Origin of the sequence: Kitasatospora sp. NPDC087861, assembly GCF_044742585.1 — a bacterium.
Classification (GTDB): domain Bacteria; phylum Actinomycetota; class Actinomycetes; order Streptomycetales; family Streptomycetaceae; genus Kitasatospora.
The window spans coordinates 11,594-26,027 of the sequence record NZ_JBIUUS010000034.1; the positions used below are offsets into that span (position 1 = coordinate 11,594).

Consider the following 14,434-nt stretch of genomic DNA (forward strand, 5'->3'; position numbering starts at 1 on the left):
CGGCGCCGGTCCGGGCCGGGGCCCGGGTAGGCGGTACGGGGTCGGGGCCTGGCGGGCGGTGCGGGGGCGACCGTTAGGATCGGCCCCTGCGCGCGGTACGGGGGGCGGCGCCGTGTGGCGCGTCCTCGCCCGCGTGAAACCCGTACGAACCGTACGGGTCCAGTTGCATGAGGGCTGATGCCGAAGTGATCGATCGACGCCGCGGGGTGGATGACACATGGGTGTGATCACGGTCAAGCGCCCGGCCAGGGCCTATCCGCCGGCGGTGCCGGACGAGCCGGTGGAGCTGGTGACCCCGCCCGAACTGCCCCGGCAGGGCCGCGAGGACTGGCTGATGAGCATCCTGCCGATGCTCGGCATGGGCGGCTCGGCGGTGTTCTTCTTCTCGCCGGGCGCGGCGGCCCCGATGAAGATCATGGGCGGTCTGATGATCGCCTCGACGGTCGGCATGGTGCTGGCGCAGATCATGCGGGCCCGCAGGGGCGGTTCGACCGCGATGGCGGACGAGCGGCGCGACTACCTCAAGTACCTGCAGCAGATGCGCCGCCAGGTGCGCCGCACGGCGGAGCGCCAGCGCGGCGCACTGCTGTTCCTGAACCCGGCGCCGGACCAGCTGTGGTCGATCGTGGCGGACGGCCGGCGGCTGTGGGAGCGCCGGACCGGGGACGGCGACTTCGCGCAGATCCGGGTGGGTCTGGGCCCGGTGCAGCTGTCGACGCCGCTGGTGGCTCCGCAGACCGCGCCGATGGACGAGCTGGAGCCGCTGTCGGCTGCCGCGATGCACTCCTTCCTGAAGGCGCACGGCACGCTGCAGGACCTGCCGTTGGCGGTGTCGCTGCGCGCCTTCTACCACATCACGGTGTGCGGGGACGCGGACTCGGTGTACGGCAACGTGCGCGCGATGATCGCCCAACTGACCACTCTGCACTCGCCGGACGACCTGCTGGTCGCGGTGGCCGCGGCCCCGGGCGCGGCGGAGGAGTGGGAGTGGACCAAGTGGCTCCCGCACAACCAGCACCGCAAGGAGGCCGACGGCGCGGGTTCGCGCCGGCTGATCGCCACCGACCTGGCCGAGCTGGAGTTCCTGTTGCAGGACGAGCTGGCCGGCCGCCAGCGGTTCGTCCGGGACGCGGCGCCCGCGCCGGACCAGCCGCACCTGGTGGTGGTGATGGACGGCGCCGGGGTGCCGCACGACTCGCTGCTGGCGAGCCCCGAGGGGGTGCAGGGGGTGACTGTCATCGAGGTGGTGCCGGGCGACCTGGACGAGCCGAGCGGGCACCTGATGGTGACGGTCGGCCCGCAGGAGCTGGAGCTGCGCTCGGCCTCCGGCGCGACGTACACCGGCAAGCCGGACCTGCTCTCGGTCTGGCAGTCCGAGGCGCTGGCACGGCAGTTGGCGCCGTACCGGATCTCGGCCGGCGGGGACGACGAGCCGCTGCTGTCGAACCTGGACTTCACCGACCTGATGAGCTCGGGCGATCCGGGCTCCTTCGACGTGACGCGCAGCTGGCGGCCGCGCGCGCAGCACGAGCGGATGCGGGTGCCGATCGGGGTCGGCGCGAACGGCGAGCACGTCTACCTGGACATCAAGGAGGCCGCGCTGGAGGGCATGGGCCCGCACGGCCTGTGCGTGGGCGCGACCGGCTCCGGCAAGTCGGAGCTGCTGCGCACCCTGGTGCTGGCGCTGGCGATGACGCACTCCTCGGAGATCCTGAACTTCGTCCTCGCCGACTTCAAGGGCGGTGCGACCTTCTCCGGCATGACGGACATGCCGCACACCTCCGCGGTGATCACCAACCTGGAGGGCGAGCTCACCCTGGTCGACCGCATGCGGGACGCGATCGAGGGCGAGCTGCACCGCCGCCAGGAGCTGCTGCGCTCGGCGGGCAACTACGCCAACATCCACGAGTACGAGCGGGCCCGGGCGGCCGGCGCGGCGCTGGACCCGCTGCCCTCGCTGGTGCTGATCATCGACGAGTTCTCCGAACTGCTCACCGCCAAGCCGGACTTCATCGAGATGTTCATCCAGATCGGCCGGATCGGCCGGTCCCTGGGGGTGCACCTGCTGCTGGCCTCGCAGCGCCTGGAGGAGGGCAAGCTGCGCGGCCTGGACACCTACCTCTCCTACCGGATCGGCCTGCGCACCTTCTCCGCGGCCGAGTCCCGGGCGGCGATCGGCGTGCCGGACGCCTACCACCTGCCGCCGGTGCCGGGGGTCGGCTACCTCAAGTTCGGCGAGGACGTGATGGACCGGTTCAAGGCCGCGTACGTCTCGGGGCCCTACCGGGCGCCGGGGCAGCAGCGGTCGACCGGCGGGCGGCGGGTGAACGCCCGCCCGGTGCTGTTCACCGCGGCCCGGGTGGACCTGCCGGAGCCGACCGTGGAGGAGGAGGCGCCGCGGGCCCCGGAGCAGGACGACGCGCTGGTCGACACCGTGCTGGACGTGTTCGTGCAGCGGATGGCGGGCCAGGGCCCGGCCGCGCACCAGGTGTGGCTGCCGCCGCTGGAGGAGGCGCCGAGCATGGACCACCTGCTGCCGCCGCTGCAGGTGGTGCCGGAGCGCGGGCTGACCGCGCCCGGCTTCCCGGTGGGCCGACTGCGGGTGCCGATCAGCATCGTGGACAAGCCGCGCGAGCAGAAGACCGACATCCTGGCGGTCGACTACGCGGGGGCGGCCGGCCACGGCCTGATCGTGGGCGGCCCGCGCTCGGGCAAGTCGACGGTGGTGCGCACCACGGTGGCCTCGTTCGGGCTCACCCACACCCCGCTGGAGGTGCAGTTCTACCTGCTGGACTTCGGCGCGGGCAGCTTCCAGTCGCTGGCCGGGCTGCCGCACGTCGGCGGGGTGGCCGGGCGCCTGGACGTCGACAAGGTGCGCCGGATGGTCTCCGAGGTGCACGGGGTGCTGAACCGGCGCGAGGAGCTGTTCCGGGCCGCGGGCATCGACACCATCGGGACGTACCGGGCCCGCCGGGCAGCCGGGCAGCTGCCGGACGAGGCGTTCGGCGACGTGTTCCTGGTGATCGACGGCTGGAACACCTTCAAGCAGGAGTTCGAGGCGCTGGAGCCGGTGATCGGCGACATCGCCCAGCGCGGCCTCGGCTACGGCGTCCACCTGATCGTCACCGCGGCCCGGTACGCGGAGGTGCGTCCGGCGCTGAAGGACCTGTTGCAGAACCGGACCGAGCTGAAGCTCGGCGACGCGATGGAGTCCGAGGTCGACCGCCGGGTGGCGCAGAACGTCCCGGCGCTGGCCGGGCGCGGCATCACCCCGGAGCGGCTGCACTTCCTGTCCGGCCTGCCGCGGCTGGACGGCGCCTCCACGGTGGAGGACCTGCAGGACGGGGTGGCCGGCCTGGTCACCGCCGTCGCCGGGGCCTGGAGCGGCCCGCGCGCGCCGCAGGTGCGGATGCTGCCGGCCGTCCTGGACGGGGCCTCGCTGCCGAAGGGCTTCGAGCACCCGGAGCGCGGGATCGCCTTCGGCGTGGACGAGGCCGAGCTGGCGCCGGCGTTCGTGAACTTCGAGACCGACCCGCTGTTCATCGTCTTCGGCGACACCGAGTCGGGGAAGTCCGCGCTGCTGCGGATGCTGATCAAGCAGATCACCGAGCGGTACACCCCGGACCAGGCGGGCATCGTGGTCGGCGACTACCGGCGCGCGCTGCTGGGCACCGTGCCGCCGGAGTACCTGGTGGAGTACGCGGCCGCGCAGCCGGCCATGGCGACCATCGTGGACATGCTGCGCGGGGCCTGCGCGCGCCGCCTGCCGGGCCCGGACGTGACCGCCGAGCAGCTGCGCAACCGCAGCTGGTACAGCGGCAAGGACATGTTCGTGATCGTGGACGACTACGAGCTGGTCGCGACGAGCTCGGGCAACCCGCTGGCGCCGCTGGCGGAGTTCCTGCCGTTCGCCCGGGACATCGGCCTGCGGGTGATCGTGGCCCGCAGCGCGGGCGGCGCCGGCCGCTCGCTGTACGAGCCGGTGCTGCAGCGGATGCGCGAGCTGGGCGGGCAGGGCGTGATCCTCTCCGGGAACCGGGACGAGGGCGCGCTGCTGGGGACGGTCAAGCCGATGCCGCTGCCGCCGGGCCGCGGGGTGTACGTGTCGCGCCGGGCGACCGGCGGGCAGATGGTCCAGACGGGCTGGCTGCCGCTGGCGTGAGGACGCCGACGCCACCACGCCGACGACTACGGACAGTGATCGAGGGGTCGGGCTCGCAGGAGCCCGGCCCCTTTCGCGTCCCAGGTGTCGAAACGTTACCTAGATCTTTCCGGGGCGGGGCTGCGGTTCTCGTACCCCGCCCGGGGGTTGCGGCGGCCCGCGGGGGCGCCTGGACGTATCGCCTTCCGACTCCGCCAGCACCTTTGAATGGCGGTCTGCAACACTCCGTTCACCTTGGATTCAAGTGCAATGTGGCAGAGGTAACAAGTCGGACAAACCTCACAATGACCGTGCGTGATCATCGGATCGCATGTTTATGCCCTTCCGCGCAACGGATTCCGAAGCATTCGAGCCATTGACGCAATCAATACGCCAAGGTTCCATTGCGCCCCAGGAGCGACCGGACCAGAACCCGAGCAGCCAGCCAGCGGAGGCGATACCGCTCCCACCCACAGGACCGCACAGAGTCGATCGGAAGCCACATGACCGACACGCTTCGCCCGCCACGCGCCGCGACCACCGCGACGGCCGACACCGGCGCCGCGCCCCAGCAGCTCAAGCGCTCGATCGGCGTCGTGGGCGGGACACTGCTCACGCTGTCCTGCGTCACCCCGGCTTCCACACTCTTCGTGATCGTGCCGGAGCTGTTCTCCAGCATCGGCAGCGCCACCGCCCTGGCCATCGCCATCGGCACCGTCCTGTGCGTCGCCGTCGCGTTCTGCTACTCCGAGCTCGGCACCCTGATCCCCAGCGCCGGCGGCGAGTACGCGATGGTCGGCACCCTGGCCGGACGGCTGGCCGGCTGGCTGGTCTTCGTGCTCTCGCTGATCGTGGTGATGATCGTCCCCTCGGTCATCGCCCTCGGCACCGCCGACTACCTCGCCCCCGTGCTGCACCTCGACAAGGCCATGACCGGCGCCGCCGTGATGCTCGCCGCCACCCTGGCCGGCCTGCTCGACCTGCGCGCCAACGCCTGGATCACCGGCGTCTTCCTGGTCCTGGAGGTCATCGCGGCCGGCGTCGTCTCGGTGCTCGGCTTCTCCCACGCCAACAGCGGCGCCCCCAGCCTGCTGCACGGCGTGGTCACCGGGGACGGCGGCGCCACCACCACGGTGAGCATCGGCGCCATCGTCGGCGCGCTCGGCATCGCCCTGTTCATCACCCAGGGCTTCTCCACCGCCGTCTACCTCTCCGAGGAGCTGGAGAACCCCCGCCGCAACGTCTCCCGCACCGTGCTGTGGACGCTCGGCATCTCCTCCGCCGTCATCCTGGTCCCGGTCGTCGCCATCACCATGGGCGCCCCCGACCTGCAGACCCTGAGCTCCGGCGACATCTCCGGCATGGTCACCGCGTGGAGCAACTCCGCGGTCGGCACCTTCATCAGCCTCTGCGTCGCGCTGGCCATCATCAACGCCGGCATCGTCATGGTCATCCAGAACTCCCGGGTGCTGTTCGCCTCCGCCCGCGACAAGGCCTGGCCCGAGCCGGTCAACAAGGCCTTCGGCACCCTCGGCCGGTTCGGCTCCCCGTGGGTCGCCACCCTGGCCGTCGGCCTGCCCGGCGCCGCGCTCTGCTTCGTCAAGGGCGCGCTGCTCAGCAACATCACCGGCGTCGCCGTCACCGGGATGTACCTGCTGGTCGCGATCGCCGCGCTGCTCTCCCGCCGCGCCCACCACAAGCACGCCGCCGCCTGGCGGATGCCGCTGTGGCCGGCCGTCCCGGTGGTGCTGATCGCCGTCCTGGTGTACGTGATGACCCAGCTGGACACCGAGCCCCTGCTGTGGACCGGCGGCATCACCGCCGCCGCCACCCTCTACTGGCTGTTCTACCTGCGCCCCCGGCAGGACACCCGCTGGGTGATCAGCCTGCCCGAGGACCAGCAGTCCTGACCCCCACCCCTCCCCCACACGGCAGTGCCCCGGGCTCCCCCGGCCCGGGGCACTGCCACTTCTCGTCTCGCGTTACTTCTTGAGCTTCCACTCCGGGCTGGTGGCGATCGCCTTCAGCTGATCCAGGGTGAGCAGCGGCTTGCCGGTCGCCCCCTGGGCGGCCATGACGCGCAGGTCACCCCGCAGGAGGTCCGCCATCTGCTGGTTCTTCGGGTTGGACGTGCCCGGGCCGTAGAGCTTGAGCCTGCCCCCTTCGGGAAGGACGGTCGCGCCCTCGAACAGCTTCTCCGTCGTCGGATCGCCCGGCTGTTGGACCAGCTTCTGCACCCGCAGGAGCAGCGATCCGGTGGTCGTCCCCTGGGCCAGCTGGACCTCGGCGAGGACCTCGTTACCGTCGATCTTGGTCACGGTCACGCCGGCGGGCAGCAGCTTGGCCAGGACCGCCTTACGGTCGTCCAGGGACAGCCCGGGGTCCTGCTGCGAGTTGTCGACACCGTCGGGCTGGAGCGCCGCGACGATCCGGTCCCAGGACTTGTCGGTGACGACGGCCTTCAACTGGTCCAGGGTGAGCGGCGGGTTGGGGCGGCTGTCGGGCGAGCCCTTCTCCTGCGCCGCGTTCCACTCGCTCATCATGATCTCCCGGCCGTCCGGCCCGGTCAGCACCGCCAGCCACTCCTTGGTGGTGGCACGGCCGTCCGGGTACTCGTAGCCCTGGCTGAGGAACAGCTTGGAGCCGTCCGCCAGCGTGGTGACCGCGCACGAGTCGATCCGGTTGATCTTGGCGTCCGGGCAGGAGCGGTCCTGGGTCTGCCCGTTGCGGTGCTTCTGGATCCCGATCTGGAGCAGCGACTTGCCGTGGCCGTCGTCGAACACCAGGTCCGCGCCCGCGAAGGTGCCCTTCGCCGGCCCGTCGTTCGTGCCTCGGCCCTTGGCGTCGGTGGTCTCGCCCTTGGGGAGCAGGGCCTGGAAGGCGGCCAGCACCTCGTCGCCGGTGACCGCGGGCGCCGCCGAGGCGGACGAGGCGGAGGCCGGGGTCGCCGAGCCGGTGGCGCTGCCCGCGCCGCCGGCCGTGCTCGGGGCGGCGGCCGCGCTCACCGTCGCCGTGCTCGACGGGGAGGAGCCGGTGAGGTACACCGCGCCGGTGCCCACCAGGGCCAGCGCGGCCGCGCCGCCCACCACCGCGACGGTCGAGCGGCGGCGCCAGCGGCGGCGGCCGCGCTGGTACCCGCCCGCGACCAGGTCGGACTGCTCGGTGCGGAAACCCTCACCCGTGCGGGTGATGGCGTAGAGAAGATCGTCCTCGAACTTGTCCGGTTCGGACATGGGTGATCACCGTCTCCTTGCGTCACGGATTACGAAAGTGGTCAGCGGGCGGCGAACTCGGCCAGCGAGTCGCCGAGCAGGGTGCGCAGCCGGGCCAGGGCCCGGCTGGTACGGGTGCGGACCGCGCCGGAGGAGACGCGCAGCACCTCGGCGGTCTCCTCGACGCTGCGGTCCTCCCAGTAGCGCAGCACCAGGACGGCGCGGTCCTTGGCCGGCATCCGGCCGAGGGCGTCGAGGAGGGTCAGCCGCAGGGTGCTGTCCGCCTCCCGCCCCGCCGGCTCGGGCAGGGCCTCGGTGGGGCGCTCGCCGCTGGAGCGACGGCGCTGCTGGGCGAGGAAGGTGCGCACCATCACGGTGTGGGTGTAGGCGGCCGGGTTGTCGATCCGGTCCCGGCCGCCCGTCCAGGCGCTGCGCCGCCAGAGCACGTACATCCGGCTGAGGGCCTCCTGGACGAGGTCCTCGGCGTAGTGGGTGTCGCCGCTGGTCAGCAGGCAGGCCGAGCGGTACAGGTGGCCGGTACGACTGGACACCAGTTCCAGGAACTCGGCGTCCTTGGCCTCCCGGCCCGCCCCGATCCGCCCCATGCGTGCCCCGCCCCCGTGTCCGCGCTCCCTGACACCTCTTGGATGCGGCGAGCGGCCCACGGTGTTACAGGCGTTTCAGAGGATTCTTCCGCGCACTCCCCGGGCACCGGTCAGGTGCCGTGCACCCGGATCAGTCGGCGGACCTGCGGCGGTGGTCACGCAGGACGACGCCGCCGCCGATGAGCAGCGCGACCAGCAGCGCCCCGACGCCGAGGACGTACGTCGCGGTGCGGCCGTCGCGGTCGGCCTGGGTCTCGCCGAGGCCGACCGGCCGGGGCACGATCGGGGCGGCGGCCAGCTGGACGGGGGCGTCCGGGGTGGCGGTGAACGGCGCGCTCTCGGGCGCCTTGGTGACGGCCTTGACCGGGTCGACCACGCCCCAGCCGATGAACTGGTCCGGGTCGCGCTGGGTGCGCTGGGCGGTCTGCTCGATCCAGGCCCGCACCTGGGCCGGCTTCCAGTTCGGGTGGGCGCCGACCAGCAGCGCGGCGAGCCCGGAGACGTACGGGGCGGAGAAGCTGGTGCCGTTGTCGACGCACTGGCCGCCCCTGGGGACGGTGGAGAGCATGTCGACGCCGGGTGCGGCGACCTTCACGAAGGAGCCGTACTGGGAGAACGGGGCGCGCTCGTTGTTGCGGTCGGAGGCGCCGACGGCGAGCACGGTCGGGAACGCGGCGGGGTAGGTGTCGCCCTCCTTGCCGTCGTTGCCGGTGGAGGCGACCACCACGATGCCGTTGTCCTCGGCGGCCTGGACGGCGGCCTTCAGCTCCTGGTAGCCGCCGAAGCCCGCGGTGCCGGCGCCGCGGACGTCCTGGGAGATGTTGATGACCTTGGTCTGGGCCTTGATCGCCTCGTTGATGGCCTGGACGAGCGTGGAGACGTCGCCGTTGCCGTCGCTGTCGTTCTGGCGGATCGACAGGATCATGGCGTCGGGGGCGAGCCCGACGAAGCCGGTCTTGTCGTAACGGCGGGCGGCGATGATGCCGGCGACCTTGGTGCCGTGGCCGACCGGGTCGTCCTTGGAAGTGCCCGGGACCCTTTCCTTGGTCTCCCGGTTGACCAGCAGGCTGGCGCCCTCCACGACCTTGCCGGCCAGCTGCGGGTTCTGGTCGTCCACGCCGGTGTCGATGACCGCGACGGTCACCCCCACGCCGGTCGTCCGCCCGCCCTGCCAGAGTTCGTCGAGCAGCAGTCGCTGCAGCGACCACGGCACGGTCGGGACGTCGGGCGCGGACTTGGGGCAGTCGCCGGCGGCGGCCAGGCCGGGGCCGTCGGCGTACGCCGGGGCCGCGAGCGGACCGCCCAGCACGGCGAGCGCGGCCAGTGCCGCCGCCGCCTTCCGGTACCCGCGTCCGGACACCCTGCCACCCCTCATGTCGTCCACCCCGTGCCGCGCGTCGGGGGCGGGCACCCGGAGTCCGGGCACCCGCCCCCTGACGTTCCCGCCTGGAACGCGCGGTCAGTTCTGCCAGAGCTTGGCGTTGTTGTTCTCGGTGGTCTTGTAGCTCTGCGCGGCGTTGTCCAGCGAGGTCGCGATCTGCGCGCAGACCTTCTGCAGGTCGGAGGCGCGGGCGTCCCACTGGGCCTGGTGGGCCTGGTAGCCCTGCTGGGCCGCGCCCTGCCAGCTGGAGGCGATGCGGTTGACGTCGCCCTTGAGGTCGTTCAGCAGGTGGTCGATGCGGCCGGCCGAGGCGCGCACCTCCTCGGCCGCGTGGTGGACGGTCTCGAAGTTGACGAGGATGTGGTCGGACACGATGTCTCCCTTGACGAGGATGCGGAGCACCCCGCGCTCAGCCGCGGGCGCCCCACCGAGCGGAAGGTCGGAACAGAACGGCGATCAGCGCGGTGCGGCTGATCAGCTCTGGGCGTTGGAGAACAGCGCCTTCTGCTCCTCTTCGGTGCTCGCGTAGTGCTTGGTGGTCAGCTCGATCGCGTGCTGGATCGCGCTCAGCGACTCCTTCAGCTTCGCGATGTCGGTGTTGACCTGGTCCTGCAGGGTCTTGTAGGCGGTCGCCGCCTGGCCCTGCCAGCCCCCGGTGATGCCGTCGACCGTGCTGATGAGCTTCTGCCGCTCGGCCTCGATCTTCCCGATCGCGTCCTCGATCCGCTTGGCGAAAGCCAGCATCTCCTGCGCAGTCATCGTGAACTGACCCTGAGCCATGCTCCACCGTCCCCCATGAGACAAACATTGCGTATGCGGAGGGCCTTGCAGCCCGCCTGCCACATCACCCGAGTGATGTCCAGGAGCACTGTAGTCGGCACACGCAGCTCACCCAACACCGAGCACGGAGGAGTTACCAGACCATGACACGGAGGCCAAGTCCGTTGCCGGGCTTGACCGATCAGGCGTTCTGCGGCTGGGCGGCGCTCTTCGCGGTCAGCGGCGGACCGGCCGGGACCAGGTCCGACCACTCGCGCGGAACCGGGAGCGGCTGGACCTCCTTGTAGCCCAACCGGGCCTGGTTGGCGCCCGATTCGTCCTGCGGGGGCTGCTGCTGGTCCGGCGCGGTGGTGCTCGGCTGCGGGGTGGGCGTCCTCGGGGCGCCGCCCTGGCCCGGCTGCGCGCCCGGCGAGGCGGTGGCACCGCGGCCGCCGTCGCCGTTGGACGGGACGGAGTAGCGCAGGCCGGTCTCGGTGATCAGGAAGTCGGTGCCGGAGCCGCCCGCCGTGTTGTCCAGCGCACGGTAGAAGAGGCCGTGACCGGGCGTCACGTACGCGGCGCCCGCGCCGTTGTTGTACGCCGCCGGGTAGGACGTCCCGGCCCAGACGCTGCGCCGGGGCGTGCGGCCGTCCTCGGCGACGCCGTCGAAGGTGCTGCAGACGACCAGGCGCGCGTCCTGCCGGTCCTGCCAGTTGTTGGCCGGCGCACCGGACTTCAGCGGCCAGTCGTCCCCGGTGTTCGGCAACCGGGTGTCACTGCCGAGCGAGGCGTGGTCGGCCGGGGTCATCTCGTCGCTGCGAGGCCTCTTGTCGGCGTCGTACTTGTAGAGGTCCTGGTAGGCCGGGTTCTGCCGGATCAGCTCCGCCTGGAACGGCGTCACCAGGTAGAGCCTGTCCTTGCCGACCACGTAGTGGCGGTCCTGGTAGTGCACCAGCCGGCCGATCCGGCGGTCGGACTGGTTGCCCAGCGCCACCGAGGAGTTGGGGTTCGGGCTGTCCGCCACCCCGTCGATCTTCGGGAAGGCGATCGGGCTGCCGGTCACCAGGGTGTCCAGCCACTCGCGCTTGACCCGCTGCGGCACCGCGTTGGGCCCGAAGACCGCGGTGATCAGCGCCTTGCGCTCCTTGTCGTCCGCCTGCGCCGAGCCGATCCCGTGCTTGCGGCCCTGCGCGTCGACCAGGAAGACCTTCGCGTCCCCCGGCTTGGCGGCGGGCTGGCCCGGCGCCGGCTGCGCGGAGACCTGCTGCTCGTCCGCCTGCTGCACCAGCAGCAGCTGGTCCTGGCCGAGCATCCGGCCCTTGGCCCCCAGCGCCGCCGCGTCCGGACCGGCCGCCACGAACACCGCCTGGTTGACGGTCTCCTGCTTGTCGTCCGAGCCCGGGCGGTCGCAGACCGACCACTTCATCGGCTTGTCCGCGTTGTCCCTCGTCGGCAGCTTGTCCGGCGCGTACGGGATGCCGATGGTCGGGCCGTGGTTGGGGTAGCTGTCGAGCACCCCGTCGTCGACCACCACCACCTTGGCGTCGGCCGGCAGCACCAGCCGCGCCGAGGACATGTTGAGGACCTGGTGCAGGCGCTTGGTCTTGCCGTCCGGGTCGATCAGCACCACGTACCGGGTGGTCGACTTCTTGCCCTGGACGACGTTCTTGCCGTCGTCCCAGTGCAGCGGCGCGCTGGGCTTGAACACCCCCCACAGCCCGAACCCGGCGACCACCACGGCCCCGGCCAGGACGCTCGGCAGCACCGCCTTCACCGGACGCGGCGAGTCCTCGTCGCTGCCGCCGCCACCGGGCAGCAGGAAGGCCCCCACCGTGCGCTTGCGGGCGAAGGTGTACGCGTTCAGCTCGTCCCGGCGCGATGCCATCCTCGTCGTCCCCCTTGTCGGACATTGTCGGACCGGCCTGCCCCGCCGCCCGCACCCGCCGGGCGCGAACCCGCACGAACCCTCTACGATGCGGCAGCAGACGGTGAGTACGGTACGGGTACGGTCCGCGAACCATCCAGCCGGGCCGCGGCAACTGAGCAGAGAGGGTCACCCGGGGGATGCCAAACCAGACCGCTCCAGGACGCCGCGACTCGGCAACGGGCGGGCGGTCGCGCCGCTCCGGCCGGGCGCAGCGCGGCGGCCCCGCAACCGGGACCGCACCCACGCAGCAGCCCGGCGGTGGCGGTGGCGGGCCGGTCCAGATCCCGGTCAACCCCCGGCCCGGCCTGCTCGGCGGCCGGCTGAAGCTCCAACAGCTCGTCCTGGTCGAGGTCGCGGCGGCGCTGGTCGCGGTGGGCTGGACGATCAGCCGGCCGGTCGCCGCCGGCTTCGGCGCCGTCGCGCTGGTCCTGGTCGTCCTCGCCGTGATCCCGCTGCGCGGCCGGACCATCCCCGAACTGCTGCGGGTGCGCGCCGCCCTCAAGTCCCGCCGCCGGCGGGCCCGCAGCACGCTGCCGCCGGCCGGCACCGACCCGGCGCTGGCCCCGACGCTGGAGCTCGAACCGGCGCTGCGCACCTGCACCCACGCCACCGAGGCCGACTTCGGGGGCCGCCCGGTCCGCCGGGAGACCGGCATGGTCGGCGACGGCACCTTCCTCAGCTCGGTGCTGCTCGTCCAGGCCAAGGACCAGCCGCTGCGCCCGGTGCGCACCGCGCTGCCGCTGCCCCTGGACGTGATCTGCTCGGCGCTGAAGGTGGACGACATCACCCTGGAGTCGGTGCAGCTCGTCCAGCACACCCAGCCGGCCCCGGCCCCGCACCTGCCCGAGCAGTCGCTGGCCGCCCGCGCCTACCGGGAGCTGCCGGACGGCACCGCCACCCCGGGGCTGCGGCTGACCTGGGTGGCGCTCAAGCTCGACCCGGAGCGGGCCGCGACCGCCGTCCGGGCCCGCGGCGGCGGCGAGGAGGGCGCCCGCAAGGCGCTGCAGCGGGTCACCGACCAGCTGGCCGGGCGGCTCAACAGCGCCGGGTTCAACGCGACCGTGCTGGACGAGCGCGAGCTGATCGCCGCGCTGGCCATCTCCACCTGCGCCAACCCGCTCGCGGTGGCCGGGCGCCAGGGCACCGGCAGCGGCGGCGGCACCACCCGCCGCACCCAGGAGAGCAACCGGTTCTGGCGGATCGACGACCGCTGGCACAGCACCTACTGGATCTCCCGCTGGCCGCAGCTCAGCCGCCCCGGCGGCACCCCCGGCCGGATCGCCGCGCCGGACCTGGTCAACCTGATCACCGGCTCCCCCGCGCTGGCCAGCACCTTCAGCCTGACCGCCGGCCACGGCACCGGCGGCTCGGTGACGGTCAGCGGGCACCTGCGGGTGACCGGGCGCAGCGAGAGCGAGGTGACGCAGGTCGGCCGCCAGGTGGAAGCCCGGGCGCAGGGCGCCGGACTCGGCCTGGTCCGGCTCGACCTGGAGCAGGCCCCCGGGGTGCTCGCCACCCTGCCGCTGGGAGGAGCGTCCTGATGGCGTACCAGACCTATCCGACCCCCGGGCCGCAGCGCGGCGCCGAGCAGCCCCGGGTGCGGACGCGGATCCTGCCCGGCTTCGGGCTGCGCGGCCCGCGCCGGGAGAAGCACGTGCTCGACGCCGCGGACCTCGGGGCGCTGGCCTTCCCGGTCGGCGACGACGGCGTGGTGATCGGCGCCGACCCGCAGGGGCTGCCCGCGGTGCTCGGCCTGTTCCGGCCCAGCGCGTACGACCTGGTGCTGGTCGGCGGCGTGTGGACGGCGCAGGTCATCGCGCTGCGGGCGGCCGCGATCGGCGCCCGGGTCGCGGTGGAGACCGCGCGCGGGCAGCTGTGGGGCCCGCTGGCGCAGGCCGCCGGCGGCGGGCAGCCGTGCGTGACGGTCCACCAGGTCGGCCGGCTCGGCCCGCAGGGTGCCTCGGTGACCTCGCCGGTGCTGGTGGTGCGCGACCTCGGCGCCCGCCCGCCGCGCAGCCGGCTCTCCGCGGCTCCCTGGCAGACCACCCTGACCCTGCTGCCGTACCTGGGCCCGAACGCGGCCCGGGTGCTCAACGCGGCCGACCTGGTGGGCGTGCAGCGGATCTCCCCGCAGGAGGCGGAACTGACCGGCCGGGTGCTGTCCCTCCCGCCGGAGGACATCGCCGCGCTGCCCACCCTCGGCGACGACCTGACGCTGTGGGCCACGCGGATGCGGCGCCAGTACGTACGGGCCGTGGCCGGGCAGGCCGAGCAGCAGGTTCTCGGCGGTCCGCGCCGGATGGACTGAGCGGCGGCGCCGGGCCCGGAGGTCCGCTCCGGATCCGACGCCGCCTTCAAAGGGGGTTGCCGCACGGCCTAGTCTTTGATGCGGCAACGGCACCGCGGAAA

The 14,434-nt window shown here is 72.7% G+C and carries 10 protein-coding genes; 4 read left to right on the forward strand and 6 right to left on the reverse strand.

The window, feature by feature from the left end; all coding sequences use genetic code 11:
* Positions 1–217 precede the first annotated feature (217 nt).
* Both eccCa and ACIOJE_RS33075 read left to right on the forward strand, forming a co-directional pair.
* Positions 218–4,162 carry a type VII secretion protein EccCa gene (gene eccCa / locus ACIOJE_RS33070; RefSeq protein ID WP_400781294.1) on the forward strand — a complete coding sequence of 1,315 codons (3,945 nt, stop codon included), beginning with the start codon at positions 218–220 and terminating at the stop codon, positions 4,160–4,162.
* A gap of 482 nt (positions 4,163–4,644) precedes the next feature.
* On the forward strand, positions 4,645–6,051 hold the full coding sequence (locus ACIOJE_RS33075) for an APC family permease (RefSeq protein ID WP_280685376.1): 1,407 nt from the start codon (positions 4,645–4,647) through the stop codon (positions 6,049–6,051).
* Positions 6,052–6,123: 72 nt separating this feature from the next.
* On the opposite strand, the gene ACIOJE_RS33080 is transcribed toward ACIOJE_RS33075, so the two are convergent.
* The 6 genes from ACIOJE_RS33080 to ACIOJE_RS33105 all read right to left on the reverse strand — a co-directional run bounded on the left by ACIOJE_RS33080 (position 6,124) and on the right by ACIOJE_RS33105 (position 11,983).
* Positions 6,124–7,374 (reverse strand): hypothetical protein, encoded by a 1,251-nt coding sequence (locus ACIOJE_RS33080; protein ID WP_400781296.1) that lies wholly within the window; start codon positions 7,372–7,374, stop codon positions 6,124–6,126.
* Positions 7,375–7,415: 41 nt separating this feature from the next.
* Complete coding sequence (locus tag ACIOJE_RS33085; RefSeq protein WP_400781298.1) at positions 7,416–7,958, reverse strand: SigE family RNA polymerase sigma factor; 543 nt, start codon at positions 7,956–7,958, stop codon at positions 7,416–7,418.
* Between the two features lie 130 nt (positions 7,959–8,088).
* Complete coding sequence (gene mycP, locus ACIOJE_RS33090) at positions 8,089–9,318, reverse strand: type VII secretion-associated serine protease mycosin (RefSeq protein WP_400781300.1); 1,230 nt, start codon at positions 9,316–9,318, stop codon at positions 8,089–8,091.
* A gap of 99 nt (positions 9,319–9,417) precedes the next feature.
* Complete coding sequence (locus ACIOJE_RS33095; RefSeq protein ID WP_280685380.1) at positions 9,418–9,711, reverse strand: WXG100 family type VII secretion target; 294 nt, start codon at positions 9,709–9,711, stop codon at positions 9,418–9,420.
* Positions 9,712–9,813: 102 nt separating this feature from the next.
* Complete coding sequence (locus ACIOJE_RS33100; RefSeq protein WP_400781304.1) at positions 9,814–10,098, reverse strand: WXG100 family type VII secretion target; 285 nt, start codon at positions 10,096–10,098, stop codon at positions 9,814–9,816.
* Positions 10,099–10,300: 202 nt separating this feature from the next.
* A complete protein-coding gene (locus ACIOJE_RS33105; RefSeq protein ID WP_400781307.1) occupies positions 10,301–11,983 on the reverse strand; it encodes a type VII secretion protein EccB in 1,683 nt (560 codons plus the stop codon).
* Between the two features lie 179 nt (positions 11,984–12,162).
* On the opposite strand from ACIOJE_RS33105, the gene eccE reads away from it, so the two are divergent.
* Both eccE and ACIOJE_RS33115 read left to right on the forward strand, forming a co-directional pair.
* Positions 12,163–13,566 (forward strand): type VII secretion protein EccE, encoded by a 1,404-nt coding sequence (eccE, locus tag ACIOJE_RS33110; protein ID WP_400781310.1) that lies wholly within the window; start codon positions 12,163–12,165, stop codon positions 13,564–13,566.
* On the forward strand, positions 13,566–14,333 hold the full coding sequence (locus ACIOJE_RS33115; protein ID WP_400781312.1) for a hypothetical protein: 768 nt from the start codon (positions 13,566–13,568) through the stop codon (positions 14,331–14,333). The genes eccE and ACIOJE_RS33115 overlap by 1 nt, the downstream gene beginning before the upstream one ends.
* Positions 14,334–14,434: the final 101 nt, after the last annotated feature.

What these genes read in the sequence shown, in the direction of transcription:
- ACIOJE_RS33105 (WP_400781307.1), bottom strand. Translation starts at nt 11,983, where the DNA reads ATGGCATCGCGCCGGGACGAGCTGAACGCGTACACCTTCGCCCGCAAG.
- ACIOJE_RS33075 (WP_280685376.1), top strand. Translation starts at nt 4,645, where the DNA reads ATGACCGACACGCTTCGCCCGCCACGCGCCGCGACCACCGCGACGGCC.
- ACIOJE_RS33080 (WP_400781296.1), bottom strand. Translation starts at nt 7,374, where the DNA reads ATGTCCGAACCGGACAAGTTCGAGGACGATCTTCTCTACGCCATCACC.
- eccCa (WP_400781294.1), top strand. Translation starts at nt 218, where the DNA reads ATGGGTGTGATCACGGTCAAGCGCCCGGCCAGGGCCTATCCGCCGGCG.
- ACIOJE_RS33085 (WP_400781298.1), bottom strand. Translation starts at nt 7,958, where the DNA reads ATGGGGCGGATCGGGGCGGGCCGGGAGGCCAAGGACGCCGAGTTCCTG.
- ACIOJE_RS33100 (WP_400781304.1), bottom strand. Translation starts at nt 10,098, where the DNA reads ATGACTGCGCAGGAGATGCTGGCTTTCGCCAAGCGGATCGAGGACGCG.
- ACIOJE_RS33115 (WP_400781312.1), top strand. Translation starts at nt 13,566, where the DNA reads ATGGCGTACCAGACCTATCCGACCCCCGGGCCGCAGCGCGGCGCCGAG.
- eccE (WP_400781310.1), top strand. Translation starts at nt 12,163, where the DNA reads ATGCCAAACCAGACCGCTCCAGGACGCCGCGACTCGGCAACGGGCGGG.